Origin of the sequence: Spirillospora sp. NPDC127506, from assembly GCF_040302145.1 — a bacterium.
GTDB lineage: Bacteria > Actinomycetota > Actinomycetes > Streptosporangiales > Streptosporangiaceae > Spirillospora.
Window position 1 is genome coordinate 37726 of sequence record NZ_JBEORG010000037.1, and the last position, 23286, is coordinate 61011.

Genomic DNA, 23286 nt, shown 5'->3' on the forward strand with positions numbered 1-23286 from the left:
GCCGGAACAAGCGGTGCGGGACGTTCGTTGGCCCGATCACCACCGGGCCGAGACCAGGAGACGACCATCCGCGAACCCGACGAGGCGGATCCGGGACCCGCTCTGCGCTACCCGGCGGGCTCCCTGGTGCTCGTCGCCGGGCTCCCGGGGGCCGGCAAGAGCACCCTGCTCGACCGGCTGTACGGGCTGCGCGGCGACGAGACGGCCCCGGTGCCCGCGGGCGGCGTCCTGGTGATCGACTCCCGGCAGTCCCGCAACTGGTGGGCGCGGTTCCTGCGGCCGCTGCCGCCCCGGGCGCGGACGCCCCTGGTCCACGCGACCCACGTCTGGCGCATCGGCCGCGCGATCCTGGCGGGCCACGGCGTCGTCGCGCACACCCGCGGCACCTGGCCGCACGTCCTGCACCTGTTCGCCTGGCTGGCCCGCCGCCGCGGCGTCCGGCTGCACCTGATCCTCATCGACGTCGCCCCGGAGACCGCCCGCGCCGGCCAGGTCGCCCGCGGCCGCGTCGTCACACCGGGCGCGTTCGACCGCCACTGCCGGCGCTGGCGCCCCATCGTCGACCGCGCCCGCGGCGGCGATCCCCTCCCGCCCGCCGCCGGCGTCACGGTCCTCGACCGCACCGCCGCCGACAAGCTCCAGGCCATCCACTTCAGCTGAGCGCGGCGAACCAGCGGACGATCCGGGCGGTGCCCGCCAGGTTGGAGCCGAGGTGGCGGGAGCCGCCGTAGATCGTGTCTCCCACGTCCACGACCGGGACGTCCACGCCGCGCCGCCGGAGCCGGGCGGCGCAGTGGTCGGTGTTGGCGGTCGCGGCCTGCTCGTCGCCCGCCTCCTTGCAGAGCCGGACGGGGACGCGGGGCGTCCAGGCCGTGCAGACCTCCGCGTCCACGCGCAGCGCCTCGGCGAAGGCGCCGGACGGGTGGCGCAGCGTCTCGGAGCCGCGCGGGGTGAGGAGCTCGCCGAGCGTGTCCGGCAGGCCCTCGATGATGACGGGTCCGGGCGTGGTGCCGTCGAAGTAGCCTTCGACGCGGTCCGCGTACTTCTCCTGGAACACCTCCCGCGGCGAGGCGTAGATGCCGTACCGGCCGGGGTGTCCCCCGCGGGACGGCGGCGGGCCGGGCGGCTCGGGCCGGGATACGGCGGGGCCGGAAATATAGGGTCGGGAGGAGAGCGAGACGAGGAGAGGCGGCAGCATGGCGCAGCAGGTACGCGGGGTCGTCGCACCGGGCAAGGGGCAGCCGGTGCGGATCGAGACGATCAACGTTCCGGACCCGGGGCCGGGCGAGGCGGTCGTCCGGGTCCAGGCGTGCGGGGTCTGCCACACCGACCTGCACTACCGCGAGGGCGGGATCAGCGACGAGTTCCCGTTCCTGCTCGGCCACGAGGCCGCCGGGGTGGTGGAGTCGGTCGGCGACGGGGTGACCGAGGTGGCGCCGGGCGACTTCGTCGTCCTGAACTGGCGGGCGGTGTGCGGGCAGTGCCGGGCGTGCCTGCGGGGGCGCCCCTGGTACTGCTTCGACACGCACAACGCCGAGCAGAAGATGACGCTGGAGGACGGCACCGAGCTGTCGCCGGCGCTCGGGATCGGCGCGTTCGCCGACAAGACGCTGGTGGCGGCCGGGCAGTGCACGAAGGTCGACCGGGCGGCCAGGCCCGAGGTGGCGGGGCTGCTCGGGTGCGGGGTGATGGCCGGGCTCGGCGCGGCGATCAACACCGGGCAGGTCGGGCGGGGCGACTCGGTCGCGGTCATCGGCTGCGGCGGCGTCGGCTCGGCGGCCGTGCTCGGCGCGCGGCTGGCCGGCGCCGCGAAGATCATCGCGGTGGACCTGGACGAGCGGAAGCTGACCTCCGCGTCGGCCCTCGGCGCCACCCACACGGTGAACGCGCGGGAGAAGGACGTCGTCGAGACCGTCCGGGAGCTGACCGGCGGGTTCGGCGCCGACGTGGTCGTGGACGCGGTCGGCCGCCCGGAGACCTACGAGCAGGCGTTCTACGCGCGGGACCTCGCCGGCACGGTGGTGCTCGTGGGCGTGCCGACGCCGGAGATGAGGCTCGAACTGCCGCTGCTGGACGTCTTCGGGCGCGGCGGGTCGCTGAAGTCGTCCTGGTACGGCGACTGCCTGCCCTCGCGCGACTTCCCGATGCTCATCGACCTGTACCTGCAGGGCCGCCTGGACCTGGACGCGTTCGTGTCCGAGACCATCGGGCTGGACGACGTGGAGGCCGCGTTCGAGAAGATGCACCGCGGCGACGTGCTGCGCTCGGTGGTGGTCCTCTGATGGCGGCGCGGATCGACCACATCGTCACGTCCGGGACGTTCTCGCTGGACGGCGGCACCTGGGACGTCGACAACAACGTCTGGATCGTCGGCGACGACAGCGAGGCGGTCGTCATCGACGCCGCGCACGACGCCGACGCGATCGCGGCGGCGGTCGGCGGCCGGCGGCTCGCGGCCATCGTGTCCACGCACGGCCACGACGACCACATCGACGCGGCGCCCGCGCTCCGGGCCCGGACGGGCGCGCCGATCCTGCTGCACCCGGACGACCTGATGCTGTGGAAGCGGAAGCACCCGGACACCCTCCCGGACGGGGAGCTCGCCGACGGGCAGGTCATCACCGTGGCGGGCACCGAGCTGACCGTCCTGCACACCCCCGGCCACTCCCCCGGCGCCGTCTGCCTGTACGCGCCCGAACTGGGGACGGTGTTCTCCGGCGACACGCTGTTCAACGGCGGGCCGGGCGCCACCGGCCGGTCGTTCTCCGACTTCCCGACGATCATCGCGTCGATCCGGGACCGGCTGCTGACGCTGCCGGCGGGGACGACCGTCCGCACCGGGCACGGCGACTCCACCACGATCGGCGCGGAGGCCCCGCACCTGGACGAGTGGGTGGCCCGCGGCCACTGACGCGAAGGGCGGCGATCCCGGGCCGGGGCGGCCGCCCCCGCGGTAGAGTCCGCGAGGGCGGACGAACCGTCCCCGAGTCTCCGGGCGGGCCAGGGGGTGCGATGCGGCGCGGGGCACCGCTGGCGCTCCTGCTGTGCGGCGCGATGGCGGGGTGCGGCCAGAGCGCGCGGGGCGCGGACGCGGCGCCGCCGGCCGCGACCGCACCGGCCGCGCCCGCACCGGCCGTGAGCGCACCGGCCGGGTCCGCGGGTCCCGTGCTGCTCGGGCGCGCCGGCGGGTGGCGCGTCACCACCTACTACACGGCGCTGGAAAGCCTCTACGACGGCGAGCTGAAGGCCGTGAAGGGCTGCGCGCGGTTCCACTGCTCGCACGGGAGGACGCCGCTCGGGAAGTACCCGGAGGACTTCCTCAAGGTCGTCCAGATGGAGGGCAGCGGCCGCATCACCGAGGGGCCGCGGCGCGGCCGGTACCTCAACTGGTCGCACAGCGTCGGGTTCTGGCTGGACGACTCGACGCGCGACTCGCGGGGCCGCCCGCTCAAGCCGTGGACGTCGGCGGCGGCCGACAGGTCGGTCCTCGCGCGGGGGCAGCGGTTCGCGATCCTCGGCTGCGGCAGGGACGGCAGCGGCCGCCCGATCGAGCCGAAGGTCTGCGCGGCGTTCCGCGGGGCCCGCTGGACGGTCACCGACCTGTTCCGGCCCGGGTACGGGGGCGAGAACCACGCCGACGTCTACCTCGGCGAGGAGAAGGGGTCGCGGCTGTCGGAGTCGCCGTTCTACACGACGCTGAACGGCGCGACCCTCGGCCCGTCCTAGGACGGCACGCGCTCGGACGGGCGGGGCGCCGCGAGCCGGGTGGCGCGCGTCCGGCCGCGCAGGGTGACCTCGTCGCCGAGGGACCAGCACGCGGCCTCCTCCGGATCGGCCTGCGCGACGAGGGAGCCCGCCGCGAGGACGCGCTCCTCGGTGCCCTTCGCCATGTCGGTGAGGCGGGCCGCCTCGTTCACCGGGTCGCCGATCACCGTGTACTCGAAGCGCTCCTCCGCGCCGATGTGCCCGGCGACGGCCTCGCCCGCGGAGACCCCGATCGCGGCGCGCAGCTCCGGGACCTCCTCGCGCAGCCGGCGGGCCAGCTCGCGGGACGCGGCGAGGGCGCGGCTCGGCGCGCCGTCCAGCGGGAGCGGCGCCCCGAAGACGGCGAGCGCGGCGTCCCCCTCGAACTTGTTGATCCAGCCGCCGTGCGCGCCGATGACCTCGACGACCACGGCGAAGAAGTCGTTCAGCAGCCGGACGACCTCGGCGGGCGGCCGGTCGGCGGCGAGCCGGGTGGAGCCGATGATGTCCACGAAGACGACGGCGACCTCGCGCAGCTCGCCGCCGAGGTCGATGCCGCGCTCGACGGCGACGCGGGCGACGTCCGCGCCGACCTGCCGGCCGAACAGGTCGCGGAGCCGCTCGTGCTCGCGCAGCCCGGCGGCCATGTGGTTGAACCCGGCCTGCAGCAGCCCGACCTCGCTGGCGTCGTAGACGGGCACCTCGACGTCCAGGTCCCCGCGCTGGACGCGGGCCAGGCCGCGCCGCACGGACTCGACCGGGTCGGCGATGGCGCGGGCGGCGGTGTAGGTGACGCCGAGCCCGACGAGCAGCGCGATGCCGCCGAGCGCGAGCACCGCGACCGCGAAGTCCCGCACGGTGATCTTGGCGATGAGGAAGGAGCCGATCGCGAGGGTGATCAGCCCGAGGATCGGGACGGCGGTGCCGAGCCCCCAGGCGAGCACCGAGCGGGCGACGACGCCGGGCAGGCCGGTGCGGGTCGGCAGTTCGCTGTCCAGCGCGGTCGTCACCGCGCGCCGCAGCAGCCGCTCCGTCAGCAGGTAGACGACCGTGCAGGTGGTGAGGCCGCCCAGGAGGCTGGTCAGGCCGAGCTTGACGGCGAGCAGCGCGGAGAACGGCGCGTTGATGACGACCCAGCCGATCGTCCCGATGGCCCACAGCGTGAGGTGCAGGGCCATCAGCCGCAGCGGCCCGTACAGCAGCAGGGCGCGCTCGTGCCGGTCGGGTTCGTCGTGCCGCTCGACGAGGCGCCGGACGCGGCGGAAGAACCGCTCGCCGAGCAGCAGCCCGACCGGCAGGGCCGCCGCCACGTAGCCGGTGAAGACGCCCAGGTTGATGAGGCGGAGCCGCTCGGAGACGTGCCCGACCGGGTCGGGGACGACGACGGCGAACGCGAGTACGACGAGCGCGCCGCCGAGGTTGGCGAGGCCGGTGGCGATCGTGACGAGGATCCGCGCCCGGCGGGCGATCCGGGCGCGGGAGTCGCCGGGCGCCCCGTCGATGAACCGCCACAGCGGACCGAGAAGGCTCCGCCTGGCCCGCGGCGCAGGCTCCGCCCTTTCGGTCTCCATGAGCGAGCAGAGTAGTCGGTCAAATCCCCCATATCCCCACACGGGGCGCGCGACTCGGGAGCGTGATCGCTCACTCAGGTGCGAATCGGGTCCAGCATGCGGTGCGGGGACCGCAGGATCACGCTGACCGGGTCGGTGCGGCGCCGCGCCCCGGGACCGGCGTGCATCTCCAGCTCGTCCGGCCGGACGTGGCGCTCGCAGGCGGCGCACGTCCCGTCCGGGCCGATCCGGGTGCCGCAGGCGGCGTGCAGGAAGATGCGGCACTGCTCGGAGGACAGGTGGTCCTCGGCCCACCGGGCGAGCGTGTGGACGGCGGGCCACAGCTCCTTGCCCATCTCCGTCAGGACGTAGTCGTGGCCGTCCTTGGCGAGGACGCCGGTCTCGACGAGCGACTGCAGGCGCGCCGACAGCACCGCCCGCGGGATGTCCAGGTGGACGAGGAAGTCGCTGAACCGGCGCACGCCGTAGAAGGCGTCCCGGATGATCAGCAGCGTCCAGCGCTCCCCCACGACCTCCAGCGCACGGGCCAGCGAGCAGTCCTGCGCCGCGTAGTCCTTGCCGAGTGCCATGCGTCCAACATTACTCGCCAAGGAGTTCATTCATCGAACCGAATCGTGCTACGGTCGCCTCCGTTAGTTCATTCACTGAACTCCAGGAGACCCCATGACGACCCTGGCCGCACCCCGCGGGGCGCGCCGCGTGCCCGTCCCGGCCGCCGCGCTGACGCTGCCGGCCGCCGCCACCCTGCTCGCCCTCATGAACTACTGCGCCCCGGCGGCGACGCTCGCCGACACGGCGCGCGGCCTGCACGCCGGCGCGACCGCGCAGATCTGGCTGATGAGCTCGATCAGCCTCGGCCTCTCGGCGGCGCTGCTCGCGGCCGGCGGCCTCGCCGACGACCGCGGGCGCAGGCGGACGTTCATGCTCGGCGCGGCGGTGCTCGCCGCCTCCAGCGTGGCGTGCGCGCTCGCGCCGAACGCCGCGGTGTTCGTCGCCGGCCGGATCGTGCAGGGCGCCGCCAGCGCGGCGCTGCTGGTGACCGGGCTCGGCATCATCGGCGCCTCGTTCGAGCCCGGCCCGCGCCGGGCGCGGGCCACCGGGATGTGGGGCGCGATGGTCGGCCTCGGCATCGCGCTCGGCCCGATCGCCGCGGCCGGGCTGACCGTGCTCGGCGGCTGGCGGGTCTGGTACTGGACGACGGTCGCCGCGGCCGCGCTGCTCGCGGTGGCGGCCCGCGCGCTGGAGGAGTCCCGCGCCGAGCGCCGGCGCGGCGTGGACGTGCCGGGCCTCGCCACGATGAGCCTCGGCGTCGCGGCGCTGACGGCGGCGATCACCTGGGGCCGCACCGGCTGGACGCAGCCCGCCGTCCTCGCGCTGCTCGCGGTCGCGGCCGTCCTGCTGGCCGCCTTCGTGCTGGTCGAGGCCCGGCGGCCGGCGCCGCTCGTCGAGCTGGCGCTGTTCCGGCGCCCGGCGTTCCTGCTGTCGGTGACGGGCGCGCTCGTCACCGGGCTCGCCGTGATCGGCGTCATGACCTACCTGGCGACGATGATGAGCCTGGTGATGGGCCTGTCGCCGGTCGAGGCGGCGCTGGTGCTGGCGATCTGGTCCACGCTGTCGTTCGCCGTCGCCCTGCAGGCGCACCGGCTGCCGGCCCGGCTGCCCGTCCGGCGGCTGCTGGCCGCGGGGTTCGCGCTCGCCGCCGCCGGCGAGTTCGCGCTGGCCGGGCTCGCCCCGGACGCGCACTGGTGGCGCCTCGCCCCCGGCCTGGCCGTCGCGGGCGTCGCGAGCGGCCTCACCAACGCGATGCTCGCCCGGCTGGCGGTGGAGAGCGTCCCCGCCGACCGCGCCAGCATGGGCGCCGGGGCGAACAACACCGCCCGCTACATCGGGGCGTCGCTGGGCACGGCGGTCGTGGGGGCCGTCGCGACCGGCTCCGGGCACGCCCCGTCCGCGCTGGCGCACGGCACGAACGTCGCGATGGTCGTCTCGGCGGCCGCCGCCCTCGCCTACGCGGCCCTCGCCCTGCTGATCCGCGACCGCGCCTAGGCGAGCTCCTCGATGAAGGCGGCGAGCTGGGTCAGGTTGCGGCACTCGAACATGGGGACCAGCTCGCCGTATCGGGACGCGGCCGAGTCGCCGGTGTCCCACTGGGCGCGCGGTTCGGGGTTGAGCCAGTACGCGTGCCGGGCGGTGTCCACCATCGACCGCAGGATCGGCAGGGACAGGTCCCCGTAGTTGGAGCGGGCGTCGCCCAGGATGAGCAGGGACGTCTTGGACGTGATCGCGTCGCGGTACTTCTCGTCGAACACCTTGATGGCGTGGCCGTAGTTGGAGCGGCCGGTGATCCAGACGAGGTCGGCCTCGGCGGCGAGCCGGGCCATCGCGTCCACGACGTCCGTGCCGGGCGCGAAGTATTCGGTGATCTCATCGGTGGCGTCGATGAACGCGAACGCGCGGACCTTGCTGAACTGCTCGCGCAGCGCGAACGTCAGCAGCAGCGTGAAGTGCGCGAACGCCGACACCGAGTCGCTGGCGTCGCACAGCACGACCAGCTCCGGCTTGTGCGGGCGGCGCGGCCGGTGGTGGGTGGTGAGCGGCACGCCCCCGCTGGCCAGCGACGCCCGGACCGTCCGGCGGAAGTCGAGCCGCCCGCGGCGGCCGTGCCGCTGCTTCTGCACCAGCCGCGACGCGAGCTTGCGGGCCAGCGGATGCACCTCGCGCCGGAGCGCCTCCATCTCCGCACGGCTCGCGCCGGCGAAGTCCAGGCGCTCCAGCGGCGGGCGGACGGCGATGCGGGCGGTGCGCTCGACACCGGTGTCCTCGGCGATGCGGCGGCGGACCTCGGCCGCGACCAGGTCCCGGAACCGGTCGATGCGGCCGCGGAACGTCCGGCGCGCCACCCGCTCGGCCATCCCGCCGCGCTCCCGCCCGCCGAGGACGGCGCTGAGCAGCCGCGCCATCAGCGTGTCGGGGGACAGCGCGCCGACGACGCCGGAGGAGAACCACGACTCCTGCCCCGGCGTCCGCCCGAACTCGGCGACCGCGAGCCGGGCGAACTGCCGCAGGCCCGCGTCGTCGCCGGACAGCAGCAGCTCGGCCAGCTCGTCGCGGCGGGCCTGCACGTGCGGGTCCAGCGCGGGCGGGACGGGGCGCCCGTCGCCGCCGAGCGTCCGGGCGGCGCGGTCCGGCTCCGTCGCGGCGCCGTCCCCGATCGCGGCCGGGAACCACAGGTCGAAGATCGTGTCGAACGTCGGCCGGTGCTGCGGCCGCTTCACCACCGTCGCGGCGTAGGCGGCGCGCAGCGCCTCGCGGTCGAGCAGGTCGACCGCCTGCATCGCGCGGACCGCGTCCAGGCCCTCCGCCACCGACACCGGCAGGCCCGCCCGGCGCAGCTCCGCCACGAACCCGGTGTGCCGGTCGACGAGGGACGCCATGTCAGCTCCGCAGCCCCAGTTCCCTGGCGGCGCGCTCCTGGTCGGAGACGTGCTTCAGGACGACGCCGAGGGTCCGCGCGACGGCGGCCTCGTCCAGGTCGTCCAGGCCGAGGGCGAGCAGCGTGCGCGCCCAGTCGACCGTCTCGGCGATGGAGGGCGCCTTCTTGATCTCCAGGTCGCGCAGCGTCCCGACCGTGCGGACGAGCTGCTCGGCCAGCTCCGCCTCGATCCCCGGCACCTGCGCGAGGACGATGTCGCGTTCCCGCTCGGGCGCCGGGTAGTCCAGGTGCAGGTACAGGCAGCGGCGCTTGAGCGCCTCCGACAGCTCCCGCGCCGCGTTGGAGGTGATGACCACGAACGGGCGCCGAACCGCGCTGACCGTGCCGAGCTCGGGGATCGTCACCTGGAAGTCCGACAGGACCTCCAGCAGCATGCCCTCCACCTCGACGTCGGCCTTGTCCGCCTCGTCGATCAGCAGGACGGTCGGGCCGGTCCGCCGGATCGCCGCGAGCAGCGGCCGCTCCAGCAGGAACTCCTCGGAGAAGATGTCGTCGTGGGTCTCCTGCCACGCCCGGTCCGCGGGGGCGGCCTGGATGGCGAGCAGCTGCTTCTTGTAGTTGAACTCGTAGAGGGCGCGGGCCTCGTCCAGCCCCTCGTAGCACTGCAGCCGGATCAGCTCCGCGCCGGTCGCCGCCGCGACGGCCTTCGCCAGCTCCGTCTTGCCGACCCCGGCCGGGCCCTCGACCAGCAGCGGCTTCCCCAGCGCCTGCGCGAGGAAGACGGTCGTCGCGATCGCCTCGTCCGCCAGATAGCGCACGCCGGCCAGCCTGGCCGCCGCGTCGGCGGGCGAGGCGAACATTCCGTCGGTCATCCCTTGCCCTTCTTCGCAGCGACCCTCTTGTACTTCTGGTTGGTCCCGGCGAACACCAGCGTGTGCTCGTCCTCCAGGCTGACGCCCCAGTACGACGCGGTCTGCGGGTCGCCGCCCTTCCAGGAGAACCGGAACCTGCCCCCGCCCTCGGGGATGGCCGTGCCGCTCCACAGCTTCCGCCCGTTCCGCACCCACACGCCGCTGCCGTCGGCCGTGAACTGGAAGTAGTCCTCGGCCGTGCCGACCCACCGCCCGACGAGCGGCTTGACGTCGGACGGCTTCACCACCGGTATCGGCGCCAGCGCCGTCGCCGGCGCGGACGGATCGGCTTCCGCCGCGTCCTTCTTCTCACCCCCGCCGCACCCGCCCAGCGCGAGCACGGCGGCGGCGCAGACGGCGAGGACGCTCGAACGGGTCACGAAGACCTCCCATGGATCTGCGGCGAAAGCGGCAGTTTATTCCGGTTGCTACCTGCGGGGTACCGGACGGTTCGCCCCTCGGGGTGAGGCGGCCGGACCCCCCGCGGCCTATAACGGAGGCATGACGACCCCAGGACTGCCGCGCGAGGACATCACGGCGGCGATGGCGGCCCGGCGCGAGCTCGGCCCCGACTACGACGACGCCTTCATCGAGACGGTCGTGGACCGCATCGAGCAGGCGCTCGACGCCCGCGCCGCCGCGGCGCCGCGGCCCCGCCCGGCGCCCGCGCCGCGGTACGGCGCCGACGCCGGCGCGGGACGCGATCACAGCCTGGCCATGGCCGTGCTGTCGCTGCTCGCCGCCATCCCGCTCAGCGCGATCGGCGTCGTCAACGCCGGCCTGCCCGGCCTGCTGCTCGTCATCGCCGGCATCGTCCTGGTGAACTTCACCTACACCTTCCGCCCGCGCCGGTAGCGCCTACTTGCCGGGCTCCGGGTCGCGCGGCAGGCCGAGGATGCGCTCGCCGATGATGTTCAGCTGGACCTCGGTCGTCCCGCCGTAGATGGTCATCGCGCGGCTGAACAGCATGGCGCGGCCGACGATGCCGCTCTCGGTCATGGGGACCTCCGTCGCGGCCGCCGCGCCCTGGGCGGCCCAGCAGTAGTCGGCGACGTCCTGGTTGAACTGCACGCCGAGGAGCTTGCGGACACTGGCCTCCGCGCCCGGCTCCACGCCGTTCAGCTGCTTCAGGGTGGTGCGCAGCCCCAGCAGGTCGATCGACTGGCCCTGCGCGACGAGCTTGCCGACCTCGGCGGTGGCGACCGCGTCCAGCTCGCGGTTCCTGAAGAAGTTCAGCAGCTCGGGGACGCCCATGCCGAGCCCGCCGCCGGTCGACAGCGACACCCGCTCGTTGGACAGGGTGTTGCGCGCGACCTGCCAGCCGCGGTTGACCTCGCCGACGACCTGCTCGTCCGGGACGAAGACGCCGTCCAGGAACACCTCGTTGAACAGCGCGTCGCCGGTCAGCTCGCGCAGCGGCCGGACGTCCACGCCCGGGGCCTTCATGTCGACGAGGAAGTAGGTGATGCCGTCGTGCTTGGGCGCGTCCGGGTCGGTGCGGGCGATGCAGAAGCCCCACTGGGCGTGCTGGGCCAGGGACGTCCAGATCTTCTGGCCGGTCAGCTTCCAGCCGCCCTCGACGCGCTCCGCCTTCATCGACAGGGACGCGAGGTCGGACCCGGCGCCCGGCTCGGAGAACAGCTGGCACCAGACGATCTTGCCGCGCAGCGTCGGGCGCAGGAAGCGCTCCTTCTGCTCCTCCGACCCGTAGCGGACGAGGGACGGCACCAGCCACGCGCCGATCCCCAGGTTCGGGGCCTTGACCTTGGCGGCCTTCAGCTCCTGCTGGATGAGGATCTGCTCGACCGGCCCGGCCTCCCGCCCCCACGGCTTGGGGAAGTGCGGGACGGTCCAGCCCTCGTCGCCCATCCGCGCGGCCAGGGCGTCCTTGTCCCCGATCGCGGCCAGCTCGGCGATCTCCGCGCGGATCCGCTCGCGCAGCGGCTGGGCGTCGGCGTCGAGTTCGAGGACGACCTCGCGGCGGCCGCCGCCGAGGGCCAGCGCCGCGACCTTCGCGGCCCAGTCCTTGGACGGGCCGAGCAGCGCCCGCAGCGTGAGCGCGCGGCGCAGGTAGACGTGCGCGTCGTGCTCCCAGGTGAAGCCGATGCCGCCGAGGATCTGGATGGCGTCGCGGGCGGTCTGCACGCCGGCGTCCACCGCGATGACGGCGGAGACGGCCGCGGCGAACCCGGCCTCCTCGGCGCCCTCGTCCAGGGCGCGGGCGGCGTCCCAGGCGGCGGCGCGGGCCTGCTCCAGCGCGATCAGCGCGCGGGCGGCCTTGTGCTTGACGCCCTGGAACTGGCCGATCGGGCGGCCGAACTGCTCGCGGACCTTGGCGTAGTCGGCCGCGGTGGTCACCAGCCAGCCGGCGAGCCCGGCGGCCTCGGCGCCGAAGAGCGCGGCGGCCAGGTCCCGGACGCGGCCGGCGGTGAGGCCGTCGGCGACGCGGTCGGCGGCGACGGCCACGCCGGACGCCTCCACGGCGGCGACGCGGCGGACCCGGTCCAGGCTCGCGACCGGGGTGACGGTGAGGTCGGCGGCGTCCACCGCGACCCACTGCTCGCCGTCCTCGGCCGCGACCGGCAGGACGATCACGTCGGCGAGCGCGGCGCCGAGCACCGTCCCGGAGGTGCCGGACACCACCAGCGAGTCGCCGTCGCGGCGCCCGGTCAGCGCGCCGTCCAGCGCGACCGCCGCGGTCTTCGACCCGTCGGCGAGCGCGGGCAGCAGCTCCGCGCGCAGCTTGGCGTTGCTGGAGGCGTCGACGACCGCGCTCGCGAGGACGGTGGGCAGGAACGGCCCGGGCGCGGCGGCCCGGCCCAGCTCCTCCAGCACGACCGACAGCTCGAGCAGCCCGTAGCCCTGCCCGCCGTGCTCCTCGGGCAGGTGCAGGCCCAGCAGGCCCTGCTCCGCCAGGGCGGGCCAGAACCCGGGCCTGGTCTCCTCGTCGGCGTCCAGCACGGCCCGGACGGCCGTCGCCGGGATGTTGCGCTCGGCGAAGCCCCGCACCGATTCGGCGAGTGCCTCGTGCTCCTCGGTCAGCCCGATCGCCATGCGTAACCCTCTCTCAGACCTTTTGACCGAGATTCTAGAACAGGATTCGGGTCAGTGGGGAGTGCCGCGGGTCTCAGCCTCCCCGTGTCGCGGCGGCGTCCGGCCCGTCCGCGCGGGACGCGACCGCGCCGGGCTCGTCCGCGCCGCCCTTCTCCCCGCCGCCCTTCTCGGCGTCGGCCCGGTCCGCGCCGATCTCGCGCAGCGGCTCGCGCAGCCCGGAACGCGCGGGCCTGCGCCCGGCTGCGAGGCTCGCCGCGGTGGTGGCCGCGAGCGTCCCGGCGATCACCGCGAGGGACAGCCAGATCGGGATGTCCGGCGCCCAGGCGACACCGTACTCGTGCAGCGCGTGGAAGATCAGCTTGACCCCGATGAAGCCGAGGATGAACGCCAGCCCGTGCGCCAGGTACACGAGCCGGTCGGTGAGCCCGCCGATCAGGAAGTACAGCTGGACGAGGCCCATCAGCGCGAACGCGTTGGCGGTGAACACCAGGTACGGCTCGGTGGTCAGCCCGAAGATCGCCGGGATGGAGTCCAGCGCGAACAGCACGTCGGTCGAGCCGATCGCGATCATCACGATGGCCATCGGCGTCATCAGCCGGCGGCCGCCCGCCCGGGTGACGAAGCGGCTCCCGTCGTACTCCTCCGAGGCGGGGATGACGCGCCTGGCCCATCGCAGCAGCCGGTTCTCCTTGAACTCCTCGTCTTCGGCGCCGCCGCGCACCAGCCCGATCGCCGTCCACAGCAGGAACGCGCCGAAGACGAAGAAGACCCACGTGAAGGTCGAGATCGCCGCGGCGCCGACCGCGATGAACAGGCCGCGCAGCACCAGCGCGATCACGATGCCCGCCATCAGCACGGCGTGCTGCGCCTGCTTCGGCACCGCGAACCGCGCGAGGATGACCATGAACACGAAGAGGTTGTCGACGCTGAGGCTCTTCTCGGTGACGAACCCGCCGAAGTACTCGCCGGCGTACCGGCCGCCGGCGAACAGCCAGACGCCGATGCCGAACAGCACCGCCAGGCCGATGTAGACGGCGGACCAGAACGCGGCCCTGCGGGTGGTGAACTCCCGCGTGTCGTTGCGGTGGATCAGGAAGAGGTCGGCTGCGATGACGGCGAGGATGCCTGCGATGGTCAGGCCCCACACCAGGGGTGGGACGTTCAGCGTGAACACCTCCAGCGGACACGAACGAGCGCCGGAGGTCTCTCCCGCCCTGCAGCGAAGCGGGCCGCGGAACCCGGGCCGGCATGGGCCGGCCGTACTGACGGGAACCGTGCGCGGGGATACTCCCCTCCAATGCCTACTTCAACGCGGGCCGGCGCGGGGGCGTTCCCCTTCCGCCGGAAATCCTTCGACGCGGTTCCGAACCATGTCCCCGGTTCGAGCGTCCAAGGCTCAGCGCCGGCCGTCGGCCAGTTCCCGGTAGACGTTCGCGAGCTGGTCGACCGCGTCGTCCTCGCCCGGCAGCAGGGCCGAGCGCTCGGCGGCGGCGGAGGCCAGCCGCGCGGCGAGGGACGGGTCGTCCAGGACGCGGCTCACCGCGCGCTCCAGCGCCTCCGCGTCCCCCGGCGGCACCAGCAGCGCCGCGTCGCTCTCCGGCCCGTGCAGCAGCGAGTCCCCCGCGGGCCGTCCCGCGCCGACCATGCCGGGGATTCCGCCGACGCGGGTGGCGACCAGCGGCCGGCCGGCCCGCAGGATCTCCTGGACGACCAGCGGCTGCCCCTCCCACACGCTCGGCACGACCGCCACGTCGCACGCGGCCAGCAGGCCGGGGACGTCGGAGCGGCGGCCGAGCAGCCGGACGGGCAGGTCCTCGGCCTCGATCCGGGCGCGCAGGCCGGCCTCCAGGGGGCCGTCGCCGGCGATCGCGACGAGCGGCGGCGGGGTGCGTCCCGCCCACACGGCGGCGGCGTCCAGCAGCGTGGGCAGGCCCTTCTGCGCCGCGAGCCGCCCCACCGTGAGGATCAGCGGCCGCTCCCCCACGCCCAGCTCCGCCCGCAGGTCGGCGCGGACGGCCGGGCCCGGCTGCGCCCGCGGCGCCGGCGCGGGCACGATCGCGTGCCCCACCGACCTGGCGCCGAGCGAGCGCATCCGCTCCTCCAGGTCGGGCGAGACGCCGAGGACGCGGGTGGCGCCGCGCGCCACGACCCGCTCCAGCGCCCCGTACACGGCGGCCGTCCGCCCGCCCGCGATCACGGCGTTGTGCAGGGTGACGACGAGCGGCGGGCCGCCCCGCGAGAACCGCAGCGGCCCCGGCGCGACCCGCGCGCCCGCCGCCGCGGCGAGGGCGCCGGCCCGCAGCCCGTGCGCGTGCACGACGTCGGCGCCGCGCAGCAGCGACCGCAGCCGCGCCACCGCCTTCGCGTCCCGCACCGGGCGGGGCCGGTCGGCGAGGTCCACCTCGGCGAACGCGGCGCCGGCGGCGGTGAAGCCGAACTGCTCCTCGGTCTGCGCGGGCCCGCACACGAGCACGCGGGCGCCGCGCCCGGCGATGCCCGCCGCGACGGACCGGACGTGCCGCCCGACGCCGCCCGCGCTCGTGCCGAGGACGAGCGCGACGCGCAGCCCGTCCAGGTCCCGGTTGTCAGCCATTGCGTGTCACCTTCCGGGTGAGGACGGCGCGCAGGTCGCGGCCGTCGAGCACGAAAGCGATGATCAGGAACACCGCGCCGGCGACCAGCGCGGCGAGCGCCCCGGTCCCGACGTTGCGCAGCTCGCCGGCCGGACCGGTGCCGCCGAGGCCGAGCAGCGCGGCGACCGCGTAGCCGGCGGCGCCGCCGGCCGCGCCGCCCAGCACGCCGGCCGCGAGGGCGCGCGGGAGCCCGCGCGCGGCCGCGGCGCCCCTGGCCCGGACGAGCGTGCCCAGCAGCAGCACGCCCGCGACGGTCATCCCGGCCGCGTTGCCGACGCCGAGGGCCGCGACGACCCACTGCCGCTCGACCGACAGGACCAGCGCGACGTCGGCGCCCATCACGACCAGCCAGCCGGTCACGACCGCGGCGGCGCCCATCCGGCCCCGGTGGCACGCGTACAGGACGCGCCCGAGGTGCGCGACGAGCCCGTACCCGAGCAGCCCGGGCGCGAACGCGAGCACCGCCCGCGACAGCACCTCCTGCTGGTCGGGGTGCCCCGGGTTGAACACGGCCGCGACCGGGACGGCGACGGCGGCCAGCGCGGCGGCGCCCGCGCACGACACCAGGATCACCGCGCGGGTGGTGGACGCGGTGACCTCGTCGAACCGGTCGTGCTCCCCGGCGCTGATCCGCGCCGACAGCAGCGGGAACGCGCTGGTCGCGATCGGCACCGCGAGGATCGCCCACGGCAGCAGGTAGATCGCCCACGCGTACTGGTAGTTGGCGAGCGCGCCGCCCGTCCCCTCGTAGCTGAGCCGGACGACCAGCAGCGCCGACAGCTGCTGCGCCGCGACCGTGGCGAGGCCGGCGAGCGCGAGCCGCCGCACCCGCCGCGCCACCCCGTCCGGGAAGCGCAGCGTGGGGCGCAGCCGGAGGCGCAGCCGCCACGCCGCGATCCCGGCGGTCGCGGCCATCGCGGCGCCGCCGAGCGCCGTCCCGATCGACAGGGTCAGCTCGGCGGCCTTCGGCAGCCCCGCCAGGTCGTTCTCGTGGCCGCGGCCGAGCGGCGCGTAGGCGACGTACGCGCCGATCACCACCAGGCTCGACATCAGCGGCGCCAGCGCGGGCGCGACGAACCGGCGGTGCGACTGCAGCAGCCCGTACAGGACGACCGCCATCCCGTACATGACCATCTGCGCCGACATGATCGCGAGCATGGCGGAGCCGACGTCCACGATGTCGCCGCGCGAGCAGCCCTTCAGGTCGCCGCCGACCAGCACCTCCATGATCGGGCGGGCGCCGAGCGCCATCAGCGCCGACAGCGGCACCATCAGCACGACGATCCAGGTGAGCAGCGCCGACCCGATCCGGCGGACCTGCTCGCGGTCGCCGCGTTCGGCGGGCCCGGCCAGCACCGGCACGACCATGCTGGCGAGCGCCCCGCCCGCGACGATCTCGTAGACGATGCTGGGGAACTGCGTCGAGGTGAAGTACGCCTGGCTCAGGCAGGACGTCGTGACCGTCTGCGAGAACGCGTAGGTGCGCCCGAACCCGGCGAGCCGCGACAGGACGGTGATGACCGCGATGACGACGGCGGCGCCCGCGAGGCCGCCGGTCAGCCGGCGCGCGGGCGGGGAGCGCCGGGCCGGCGGGGACGTGTCGGGAGGGGTCACGCGCGTGGACGTTCGGCCGGGGGCCGTCCGAGGTGCCTAGGCCGGGCCCGCCGCGACGCCGTTGCCCGCCGGGCCCGCCTGCGGCGGGACGGGCGGGCGGAACGCGTCCGCGGTCGCCGGCTCGCGCGCCGCCGCGGGCGCGGGCACCGCGGCGGCGGACGGTCGGCGGCCGAGCATGTCGATGCGGTTCAGCACCGGGTTGCCCGCGATGACCTTGGTGAAGCTGACGTACTCGCTGGCGGCGTTCAGCCCGGCGACGCCCGCGAGGACGGCGAGCCGCGGCCCCCGCCCGAGCCGGGTCGCGGCGAGGCCGAGCAGCGCGCCGAGCGCGTTGGCGCCGGTGTCGCCGAGCATCGCGCGCTCCCCGAGGTCCTCGGGGAGGAGCGCGGCGGCGGCGCCGAGCGGCGCGGCGGCGACGGCGCGGCCCGGCCCGGCCAGCGCCAGCGGGGTACCGGTGATCAGCCCGACCTTGATCGCCCGGCCGGGGCGCAGGTCGAACAGGTTCATGAGGTTCGCGGACCCGGCGATGATCGCGCCGTTGACGAGCGCGTCGAACGCGCGCCCGGTGCGGGTGGGGGCGGGCGACCCGGCGATCGCGGCGGCGGTCAGCCCGGTCGCGCCGATGCCGAGGATCTTCACCGCGCCGCTGGTGACCTCGCCGCGGGCCAGCGCGGTCAGGTGGCCCTTGAACCCGCGGGACGCGCCGGACCCGGTGAGGTCGTCGTAGCCGCCGAGGACGCCGGACCCGGCGCCGGCGAGCAGCGCGGCGGCGCGCATTCGGGCGGTGGCGCCGGGGGCGAGCAGCCCGGCCGCGGCGGCGCCCGCGACGAACGCGGGGCCCTCCAGCAGCGTCACCGGCTCGCCGCGGTGGTTGGTGCGGCCCCAGACCTCCTCGCCCGGCACGCCGTGCAGCCCGGGGGGCCGACGGGTCAGCGCGGCGTAGGCGGCGCGGGCCGCCGCGGCGCCGAGGCCGATGCCCGCCGCGAGCCGCGCTCCCCTGGCGATGCCTCGTTTCATCAGGTCACCCGTTCTTCCCCGCCGGGGGCGCGGGCGAGGGCAGGTAGCCGCTCGCGCCGGCGCCCGTCCCGTACTGCCCGGACTTGCCGCCGATCTCCTGCTGCAGCGCCAGGACCGTCACGACCTGCCCGGACGCGGTGTCCACCACGTCCACGGTGGAGACCTTGTCGTCGGCGTCGGAGTCGCGCAGCGCCGCGATCAGCCCGCCCTCCTGGGCAGAGGTCGGCGGGCCACCGACGACGGTACCGCGCCCGGCGGCGTCGAGGGCGGAGGCCAGCGAGATCAGTGCCCGGTTGTCGGCGTCGCCGCCGTCGTAGGCGTACGCGGCGGCGGGCGCGACCATCACGGCGAGCGTCGCGTGCTGGCCGGGCTTGCCGCTGGTGGTGACGTACCCGGCCTCCTTGAAGCCGTTGAGGACGGCGCCGCCGACCGCGTCCTCCCGGCCGGACTCGCCGGGGTCCTTGGTGACGAGGGCGTTCGCCAGCACCGCGCCCGCCTTGTCGTAGGGGCTCGCGTCGGCGGGGAACTCGACGTCGTCGGCCTTCAGCTGCGTGGACAGCTCGTCCACGGTCGTCTGCTGGTCGTCGTCCAGGAGCTTCTTCTGGATGGTGACGCGGCCGGTGACGGCCGCGCCCGCGTTCTTCGCCAGCTCGCTGAGCTGCTCGATGCTGTCGTCGCCGGCGCCCGGGGTCTCGATGAGCACCACGGACTGGCCCTTCAGCCGGTTCTCGACGATCTGCGGCGACAGCACCTTGGCGAACTGCTCCTGCCCGTCGACCTGGTGGCGCAGGTCGCGCTGCGCGACCCGGGCCTCCTGGGCGGTCTTGGCGGCCGAGTTCGCCTGCTGGCGCAGGGTGTCGCTCACCGAGTCCGACAGGGTGGTGGAGCCCAGCACGATGCCGAGCGCCAGCGCGAGGAAGATCGCGACGATGGAGACGAGGTGGTAGCGGAAATCGATCACGTGAAGAGTCCGGTCAGCCAGAAGACGAAGGCGTGCCAGCGGTCGGCGATCAGGGGACTGATGACGTCCCCCGCCGGGGACATGGCGACGGCGGTGACGATGGCGATGAACGCGCCGAGGACGAGGAACAGCAGCGACCAGGTGGAGATGCGGCTGCGGTAGAGCCTGCTGACGCCCTTGGCGTCGACGAGCTTGCTGCCCACCCGGAGCCGGGTGAGGAAGGTGCTGGCCATGCCGGCGCGGCCCTTGTCGAGGAACTCCACCATGTTGGCGTGCGTGCCGACCGCGACGATCAGCGACGCGCCCTTGTCGTCGGCGAGCAGCATCGCGATGTCCTCGCTGGTGGCGGTGGCCGGGAAGACGACGGCCTCCTGCCCCAGCTCGCGGACGCGCTTCAGGCCGGGCGCGCGGCCGTCCCGGTAGGCGTGCACGACGATCTCGGCGCCGCAGGTCAGCGCGTCGTCGGACACCGAGTCCATGTCGCCGACGATCATGTCGGGCCGGTAGCCGGCCTCCAGCAGCGCGTCGGCGCCGCCGTCCACCCCGATCAGCACGGGCCGGTACTCGCGGATGTAGGGGCGCAGGGTCGCGATGTCCTCGCGGTAGTGGTAGCCGCGGACCACGATGAGCGCGTGCCGGCCGCTGATCCTGGTGGTGACGTCCGGGACGCCGACGCCGTCGATGAGCAGGTCGCGCTCGCGCTTGACGTACTCCATCGTGTTGGCGACGAACGCCTCCAGCTGGGACGCGAGCCCCGCCTTGGCCTCCGCCAGCGCCGTCTCGACCGACTCGCCGGTCTGCTCGGCGCCCTTGGCGACGACGTCCTCGCCCCGGTACACGGCGGGCCCCTCGACGCGCACCTGGTCGCCCTCGCGCAGCTTGGTGAAGATCTCCGGGCCGACGTCGTCCACCAGCGGGACGCCGGCCTCGATGAGGATCTGCGGGCCGAGGTTCGGGTACCGGCCGGAGATGCTCGGCGCGACGTTCACCACGGCGCCGACCTCGCACGACACCAGCGCCTCGGCGCTGACGCGGTCGAGGTCGACATGGTCGATCACCGCGACCTCGCCGGGCTGCAGCCGCTTGGTCAGGTCCTTGGTGCGGCGGTCGAGCCGGACGGCGCCGCACACCCCGGACCGGCCGTCGTCGCGGCCGCGGCCGAGCGCGAGCACGCGGCGCGGCAGCTTGCGGCCCGGTCGGACGCCCCGCTCGCCGGGCGGCTCGGCGCCCTGCTCGCCGCCTGCCTCGGCGCTGGGCTCGGTGGTGGGTGACGGCTCGTTCATCGACAACCATCCTGCCAGAGCGCGGGAGTGAACGCCGGAAACGACGACTGTCCAGGCGTGTCCGTCTGTGTACCGTCTGTAGCGTTTGCCGGGCGCGCGAGGGCCGCCCCGCGCGCCGCCGGGTCGATCGTCCCGGCCGGCTACCGCTCGTCGGCGGCCATGGCGAGCAGCTCCTCGGCGTGCGCGCGGCCGAGCTCGGAGTCCTCCAGGCCGGCCAGCATCCGCGACAGCTCCCGCACGCGGCCCTCGCGGTCGAGGGCGGTGACGCCGCTGCTGGTGACGGTGCCGTCGTCGGACTTCTCCACCAGCAGGTGCTGGTCGGCGAACGCCGCGACCTGCGGCAGGTGCGTGACGACGATCACCTGGGCGTTGCGGGCCAGCCGCGCCAGCCGCCGCCCGATCTCCACCGCGGCCTTGCCGCCGACGCCGGCGTCGACCTCGTCGAACACGAACGTCGGGACGGGGTCGGCGCCCGCGAACACCACCTCGATCGCCAGCATCACCCGGGAGAGCTCGCCGCCGGACGCGCCCTTGTGCAGCGGCAGCGGCGGCGACCCCGGGTGCGGCGCGAGCCGCACCTCGACCTCGTCGACGCCGTGCGGCCCGTAGTCGCCGGTCGGGGTCACGGTGACCGAGACGCGGGCGTGCGGCATCGCCAGCGCCGTCAGCTCCTCGGTGACCGCGGCGGAGAACCGCTCGGCGGCGCGGGTGCGGACCGCGGTCAGCTCCCCCGCCTCGGCGGCGAGCCGCTCGGTCAGCTCGGCGTGCTCGGCGCGCAGCTCCTCGATGCGGTCGTCGTCGCCCTCCAGTTCGGTGAGCCGGGCCGCCGCCGTGCGCGCCCACTCCAGCACCTCCGCGGCCGTGCCCTCCGTCCCGCCGTACTTGCGGATCAGCGCGGTCAGCTCGGCGCGGCGCTCCTGGACGGCCGCGAGCCGCGCCGGGTCGGCGTCCACCGACTCGGCGTAGGAGGCGAGGTCGGTGCCGACGTCGGAGACGAGGTAGCCGGCCTCGGCGAGCCGGTCGGCGAGCGCCGCCAGCTCCGGGTCGTGGTCGCGGACGGCGTCCAGCGCGTTGCGGGCCTGGCCGAGCAGGCTCGTCACGTTGGCCGCCTCGAACGCGGCGGACGGGTCGCCGAGCAGCGCCTCGTGGGCGGTGTCGGCGGCGCCGCGCAGCGCGTCGGCGTGGCCGAGGCGCTCCTCCTCGGCGGCGAGGTCGGCCTCCTCGCCCTCCTTCGGGTCGACCTTCTCGATCTCCTCCAGGCCGAAGCGCAGCACGTCGGCCTCCTGGGCCCGTTCGCGCGCCCGGGTCGTCAGCTCCTCCAGCAGCGCCGTGACCTGCCGGTGCCGCTGGTACGCCTTGGTGTAGGCGCGCATCGGCTTGGTCAGCGCGGCGCCCGCGTACCGGTCGAGCGCGGCGCGCTGCCGCCCGGCCTGCAGCAGCCGCTGCTGGTCGGACTGGCCGTGCACGGCGACCAGGTCGTCCGCCAGGGTGATCAGCACGCTCACCGGGACGGACCGGCCGCCGAGGAACGCGCGGGAGCGGCCCTCCGCCGACACCGACCGGCTGATGATCAGCGCGCCGTCGTCCAGCTCGCCGCCGGACTCCTCGACGCGCTCCACCGCGCGCCCGCCCGGATCGACGACGATCCGGCCCTCGACCGTCGCGCGGCCCGCGCCCGGGCGGACCCGCTGCGGGTCGGCGCGGCCGCCGAACAGCAGCCCGAGGCTGGTGACCACCATGGTCTTGCCCGCCCCGGTCTCACCGGTCACCACGTTGAAACCGGGCGACAGATCGAGCACGGCCTCGTCGATCACCCCGAGGCCCTGGATCCGCACCTCATCGACCATCGGTCGCACCGGCGTCACAACCCTCCGCAAAAGATCCCCGATCGGCGCCTGTGGAGATTATCCCTTCTGACCGCCGGACGCTCCCCCGTCCGATCCGGCGGGCCCGCCGTCCGGGACGAACTCCGGCCCCGGGCGGCCGGCGATGCCGCCGGCCGCCGGAGCGTCCCCGACCTGCGAGTCCGCCAGCGGCGGGGACGGCCGGGACGGCTGCCGGACCCGCCCCCGCCAGCCCGTCACGGGCAGCCCGAACTTGGTGACCAGCCGGTCGGTGAACGGGGTGAGGTGCAGCCGCGCGAGCCGCACCGGCTCCTGGCCGCGGCGGACCTCCACCCGCGCGCCGGGCGGCAGGTCGAGCGTGCGGCGCCCGTCGCACCACAGCACGGCGCGCGGCGTGTCCGGCAGCACCTCCACCGCGACCGACGAGCGCGGCGACACCACCAGCGGGCGGGCGAACAGCGAGTGCGCGCTGATCGGCACGACCAGCATCGCCTCCACCTCCGGCCACACCACCGGGCCGCCGGCGGAGAACGCGTAGGCGGTGGAGCCGGTCGGGGTGGCGCACACCACCCCGTCGCAGCCCCAGTTCGACAGCGGCCGGCCGTCGATCTCGGCGACGACCTCCAGCATCCGCTCCCGCTCGGCCTTCTCGATGCTCGCCTCGTTCAGCGCCCACGTCGTGCCCATGACGGTGCCGTTGCGGCGGGCGGTGACGTCGATGGTCATCCGCTCCTCGACCTCGTAGCGGCGGTCGCACACCCGGTCGACGGTGGCGGCGAGGTCCTCCCGCTCGGCCTCGGCGAGGAACCCGACGTGGCCGAGGTTGACGCCGAGCAGCGGGGTGCCGGAGGTGCGGGTCAGGTCGGCGGCGCGCAGCAGGGTCCCGTCGCCGCCGAGGACCATGACGACCTCGGCGTCGTCGGCCGCCGCGGCGGTGCTGGGCATGACCTCCACGCCCGAGCTGCCGATGTGCGGGGCCTCGTCGTCCAGGACCCGCACGCGGATCCCGGCCTGACCGAGCCGCTCGATGACCAGCTGCGCGCTGCGGACGGCCTCCGGCCGCCCGGTGTGCGTCACGACCAGCACCGACCTTTTGCTCATGCTCTCGCCCCACTCCCCGACGCGCTCCGGCGTACAGACGTCTGGACGAACGTCCCTCCCGCGGACGTTCCCGGCCCGGGCGCCCCGCGCCCGTTCTGATGTCTCTGTACGTCGCGGCGG

General features: G+C 75.1%; 20 protein-coding genes and 1 pseudogene. 6 read left to right on the forward strand and 15 right to left on the reverse strand.

Annotated features, from left to right (window positions below; genetic code table 11):
• Window positions 1–27: 27 nt before the first annotated feature.
• Window positions 28–660, forward strand: coding sequence for an AAA family ATPase (locus ABTW95_RS28295; protein ID WP_396450978.1), 633 nt, complete (start codon window positions 28–30; stop codon window positions 658–660).
• Here ABTW95_RS28295 and ABTW95_RS28300 read toward each other — a convergent pair.
• Entirely contained in the window at window positions 653–1198 is a 546-nt protein-coding gene (locus ABTW95_RS28300; protein WP_500227859.1) for a hypothetical protein, read from the reverse strand. The genes ABTW95_RS28295 and ABTW95_RS28300 overlap by 8 nt on opposite strands.
• Here ABTW95_RS28300 and ABTW95_RS28305 point away from each other — a divergent pair.
• From ABTW95_RS28305 to ABTW95_RS28315, 3 genes are all read left to right on the forward strand, one after another.
• A complete protein-coding gene (locus ABTW95_RS28305; protein ID WP_396454541.1) occupies window positions 1197–2282 on the forward strand; it encodes an S-(hydroxymethyl)mycothiol dehydrogenase in 1086 nt (361 codons plus the stop codon). The two genes, ABTW95_RS28300 and ABTW95_RS28305, sit on opposite strands and share 2 nt — an antisense overlap.
• On the forward strand, window positions 2282–2911 hold the full coding sequence (locus ABTW95_RS28310; RefSeq protein WP_396450980.1) for an MBL fold metallo-hydrolase: 630 nt from the start codon (window positions 2282–2284) through the stop codon (window positions 2909–2911). Before ABTW95_RS28305 ends, ABTW95_RS28310 begins: the two co-directional genes overlap by 1 nt.
• Window positions 2912–3012: 101 nt before the next feature.
• The gene (locus ABTW95_RS28315) at window positions 3013–3726 is read left to right on the forward strand and encodes a hypothetical protein (protein ID WP_500227860.1); all 714 of its coding nucleotides are present in this window, start codon (window positions 3013–3015) and stop codon (window positions 3724–3726) included.
• Here ABTW95_RS28315 and ABTW95_RS28320 read toward each other — a convergent pair.
• Entirely contained in the window at window positions 3723–5315 is a 1593-nt protein-coding gene (locus ABTW95_RS28320) for an adenylate/guanylate cyclase domain-containing protein (protein ID WP_500227861.1), read from the reverse strand. The genes ABTW95_RS28315 and ABTW95_RS28320 overlap by 4 nt on opposite strands.
• Before the next feature lie 74 nt (window positions 5316–5389).
• Entirely contained in the window at window positions 5390–5884 is a 495-nt protein-coding gene (locus ABTW95_RS28325; RefSeq protein WP_396450985.1) for a winged helix-turn-helix transcriptional regulator, read from the reverse strand.
• Between the two features lie 94 nt (window positions 5885–5978).
• Between ABTW95_RS28325 and ABTW95_RS28330 the strand changes: the two genes are divergently transcribed.
• The gene (locus ABTW95_RS28330) at window positions 5979–7361 is read left to right on the forward strand and encodes an MFS transporter (protein ID WP_500227862.1); all 1383 of its coding nucleotides are present in this window, start codon (window positions 5979–5981) and stop codon (window positions 7359–7361) included.
• Here the strand turns inward: ABTW95_RS28330 and ABTW95_RS28335 are convergent.
• From ABTW95_RS28335 to ABTW95_RS28345, 3 genes are read right to left on the reverse strand one after another with little or no spacing between them, the layout of a single operon-like run.
• Window positions 7358–8749, reverse strand: a complete 1392-nt coding sequence (locus tag ABTW95_RS28335; protein ID WP_396450989.1) for a vWA domain-containing protein — start codon at window positions 8747–8749, stop codon at window positions 7358–7360. The genes ABTW95_RS28330 and ABTW95_RS28335 overlap by 4 nt on opposite strands.
• A 1-nt stretch (window position 8750) precedes the next feature.
• Window positions 8751–9620, reverse strand: a complete 870-nt coding sequence (locus tag ABTW95_RS28340) for an AAA family ATPase (RefSeq protein WP_396450990.1) — start codon at window positions 9618–9620, stop codon at window positions 8751–8753.
• On the reverse strand, window positions 9617–10039 hold the full coding sequence (locus ABTW95_RS28345) for a hypothetical protein (RefSeq protein ID WP_500227863.1): 423 nt from the start codon (window positions 10037–10039) through the stop codon (window positions 9617–9619). The genes ABTW95_RS28340 and ABTW95_RS28345 overlap by 4 nt, the downstream gene beginning before the upstream one ends.
• 121 nt (window positions 10040–10160) lie before the next feature.
• On the opposite strand from ABTW95_RS28345, the gene ABTW95_RS28350 reads away from it, so the two are divergent.
• Window positions 10161–10514, forward strand: coding sequence for a hypothetical protein (locus ABTW95_RS28350; RefSeq protein ID WP_396450994.1), 354 nt, complete (start codon window positions 10161–10163; stop codon window positions 10512–10514).
• Between the two features lie 3 nt (window positions 10515–10517).
• Here the strand turns inward: ABTW95_RS28350 and ABTW95_RS28355 are convergent, their stop codons facing one another.
• From ABTW95_RS28355 to ABTW95_RS28395, 9 genes and pseudogenes are all read right to left on the reverse strand, one after another.
• On the reverse strand, window positions 10518–12713 hold the full coding sequence (locus ABTW95_RS28355) for an acyl-CoA dehydrogenase family protein (RefSeq protein WP_500227864.1): 2196 nt from the start codon (window positions 12711–12713) through the stop codon (window positions 10518–10520).
• A 73-nt stretch (window positions 12714–12786) separates the two neighbouring features.
• Window positions 12787–13878 carry a TerC family protein gene (locus ABTW95_RS28360; RefSeq protein ID WP_500227872.1) on the reverse strand — a complete coding sequence of 364 codons (1092 nt, stop codon included), beginning with the start codon at window positions 13876–13878 and terminating at the stop codon, window positions 12787–12789.
• Between the two features lie 231 nt (window positions 13879–14109).
• On the reverse strand, window positions 14110–15306 hold the full coding sequence (locus ABTW95_RS28365; protein WP_396450998.1) for a glycosyltransferase family 4 protein: 1197 nt from the start codon (window positions 15304–15306) through the stop codon (window positions 14110–14112).
• On the reverse strand, window positions 15299–16960 hold the full coding sequence (gene murJ, locus ABTW95_RS28370) for a murein biosynthesis integral membrane protein MurJ (protein ID WP_500227865.1): 1662 nt from the start codon (window positions 16958–16960) through the stop codon (window positions 15299–15301). Before murJ ends, ABTW95_RS28365 begins: the two co-directional genes overlap by 8 nt.
• Before the next feature lie 36 nt (window positions 16961–16996).
• On the reverse strand, window positions 16997–17977 hold the full coding sequence (locus ABTW95_RS28375; RefSeq protein ID WP_500227866.1) for a hypothetical protein: 981 nt from the start codon (window positions 17975–17977) through the stop codon (window positions 16997–16999).
• Between the two features lie 4 nt (window positions 17978–17981).
• Window positions 17982–18938: a copper transporter gene (locus tag ABTW95_RS28380; protein ID WP_396451932.1), complete on the reverse strand. Its 957-nt coding sequence runs from the start codon at window positions 18936–18938 to the stop codon at window positions 17982–17984.
• The gene (gene steA / locus ABTW95_RS28385; protein WP_396451934.1) at window positions 18935–20221 is read right to left on the reverse strand and encodes a putative cytokinetic ring protein SteA; all 1287 of its coding nucleotides are present in this window, start codon (window positions 20219–20221) and stop codon (window positions 18935–18937) included. The genes ABTW95_RS28380 and steA overlap by 4 nt, the downstream gene beginning before the upstream one ends.
• Before the next feature lie 140 nt (window positions 20222–20361).
• Window positions 20362–22068 (reverse strand): DNA repair protein RecN, encoded by a 1707-nt coding sequence (gene recN / locus ABTW95_RS28390; protein WP_396451936.1) that lies wholly within the window; start codon window positions 22066–22068, stop codon window positions 20362–20364.
• A gap of 207 nt (window positions 22069–22275) precedes the next feature.
• Window positions 22276–23166: pseudogene (locus tag ABTW95_RS28395) on the reverse strand (NAD kinase); the annotation flags it as partial.
• Between the last annotated feature and the right edge of the window lie 120 nt (window positions 23167–23286).

What these genes read in the sequence shown, in the direction of transcription:
- ABTW95_RS28350 (WP_396450994.1), top strand. Translation starts at nt 10,161, where the DNA reads ATGACGACCCCAGGACTGCCGCGCGAGGACATCACGGCGGCGATGGCG.
- recN (WP_396451936.1), bottom strand. Translation starts at nt 22,068, where the DNA reads ATGGTCGATGAGGTGCGGATCCAGGGCCTCGGGGTGATCGACGAGGCC.
- ABTW95_RS28330 (WP_500227862.1), top strand. Translation starts at nt 5,979, where the DNA reads ATGACGACCCTGGCCGCACCCCGCGGGGCGCGCCGCGTGCCCGTCCCG.
- ABTW95_RS28320 (WP_500227861.1), bottom strand. Translation starts at nt 5,315, where the DNA reads ATGGAGACCGAAAGGGCGGAGCCTGCGCCGCGGGCCAGGCGGAGCCTT.
- ABTW95_RS28310 (WP_396450980.1), top strand. Translation starts at nt 2,282, where the DNA reads ATGGCGGCGCGGATCGACCACATCGTCACGTCCGGGACGTTCTCGCTG.
- ABTW95_RS28335 (WP_396450989.1), bottom strand. Translation starts at nt 8,749, where the DNA reads ATGGCGTCCCTCGTCGACCGGCACACCGGGTTCGTGGCGGAGCTGCGC.
- ABTW95_RS28300 (WP_500227859.1), bottom strand. Translation starts at nt 1,198, where the DNA reads ATGCTGCCGCCTCTCCTCGTCTCGCTCTCCTCCCGACCCTATATTTCC.
- ABTW95_RS28365 (WP_396450998.1), bottom strand. Translation starts at nt 15,306, where the DNA reads ATGGCTGACAACCGGGACCTGGACGGGCTGCGCGTCGCGCTCGTCCTC.
- steA (WP_396451934.1), bottom strand. Translation starts at nt 20,221, where the DNA reads ATGAACGAGCCGTCACCCACCACCGAGCCCAGCGCCGAGGCAGGCGGC.
- ABTW95_RS28340 (WP_396450990.1), bottom strand. Translation starts at nt 9,620, where the DNA reads ATGACCGACGGAATGTTCGCCTCGCCCGCCGACGCGGCGGCCAGGCTG.
- ABTW95_RS28375 (WP_500227866.1), bottom strand. Translation starts at nt 17,977, where the DNA reads ATGAAACGAGGCATCGCCAGGGGAGCGCGGCTCGCGGCGGGCATCGGC.
- ABTW95_RS28305 (WP_396454541.1), top strand. Translation starts at nt 1,197, where the DNA reads ATGGCGCAGCAGGTACGCGGGGTCGTCGCACCGGGCAAGGGGCAGCCG.
- ABTW95_RS28325 (WP_396450985.1), bottom strand. Translation starts at nt 5,884, where the DNA reads ATGGCACTCGGCAAGGACTACGCGGCGCAGGACTGCTCGCTGGCCCGT.
- ABTW95_RS28355 (WP_500227864.1), bottom strand. Translation starts at nt 12,713, where the DNA reads ATGGCGATCGGGCTGACCGAGGAGCACGAGGCACTCGCCGAATCGGTG.
- ABTW95_RS28315 (WP_500227860.1), top strand. Translation starts at nt 3,013, where the DNA reads ATGCGGCGCGGGGCACCGCTGGCGCTCCTGCTGTGCGGCGCGATGGCG.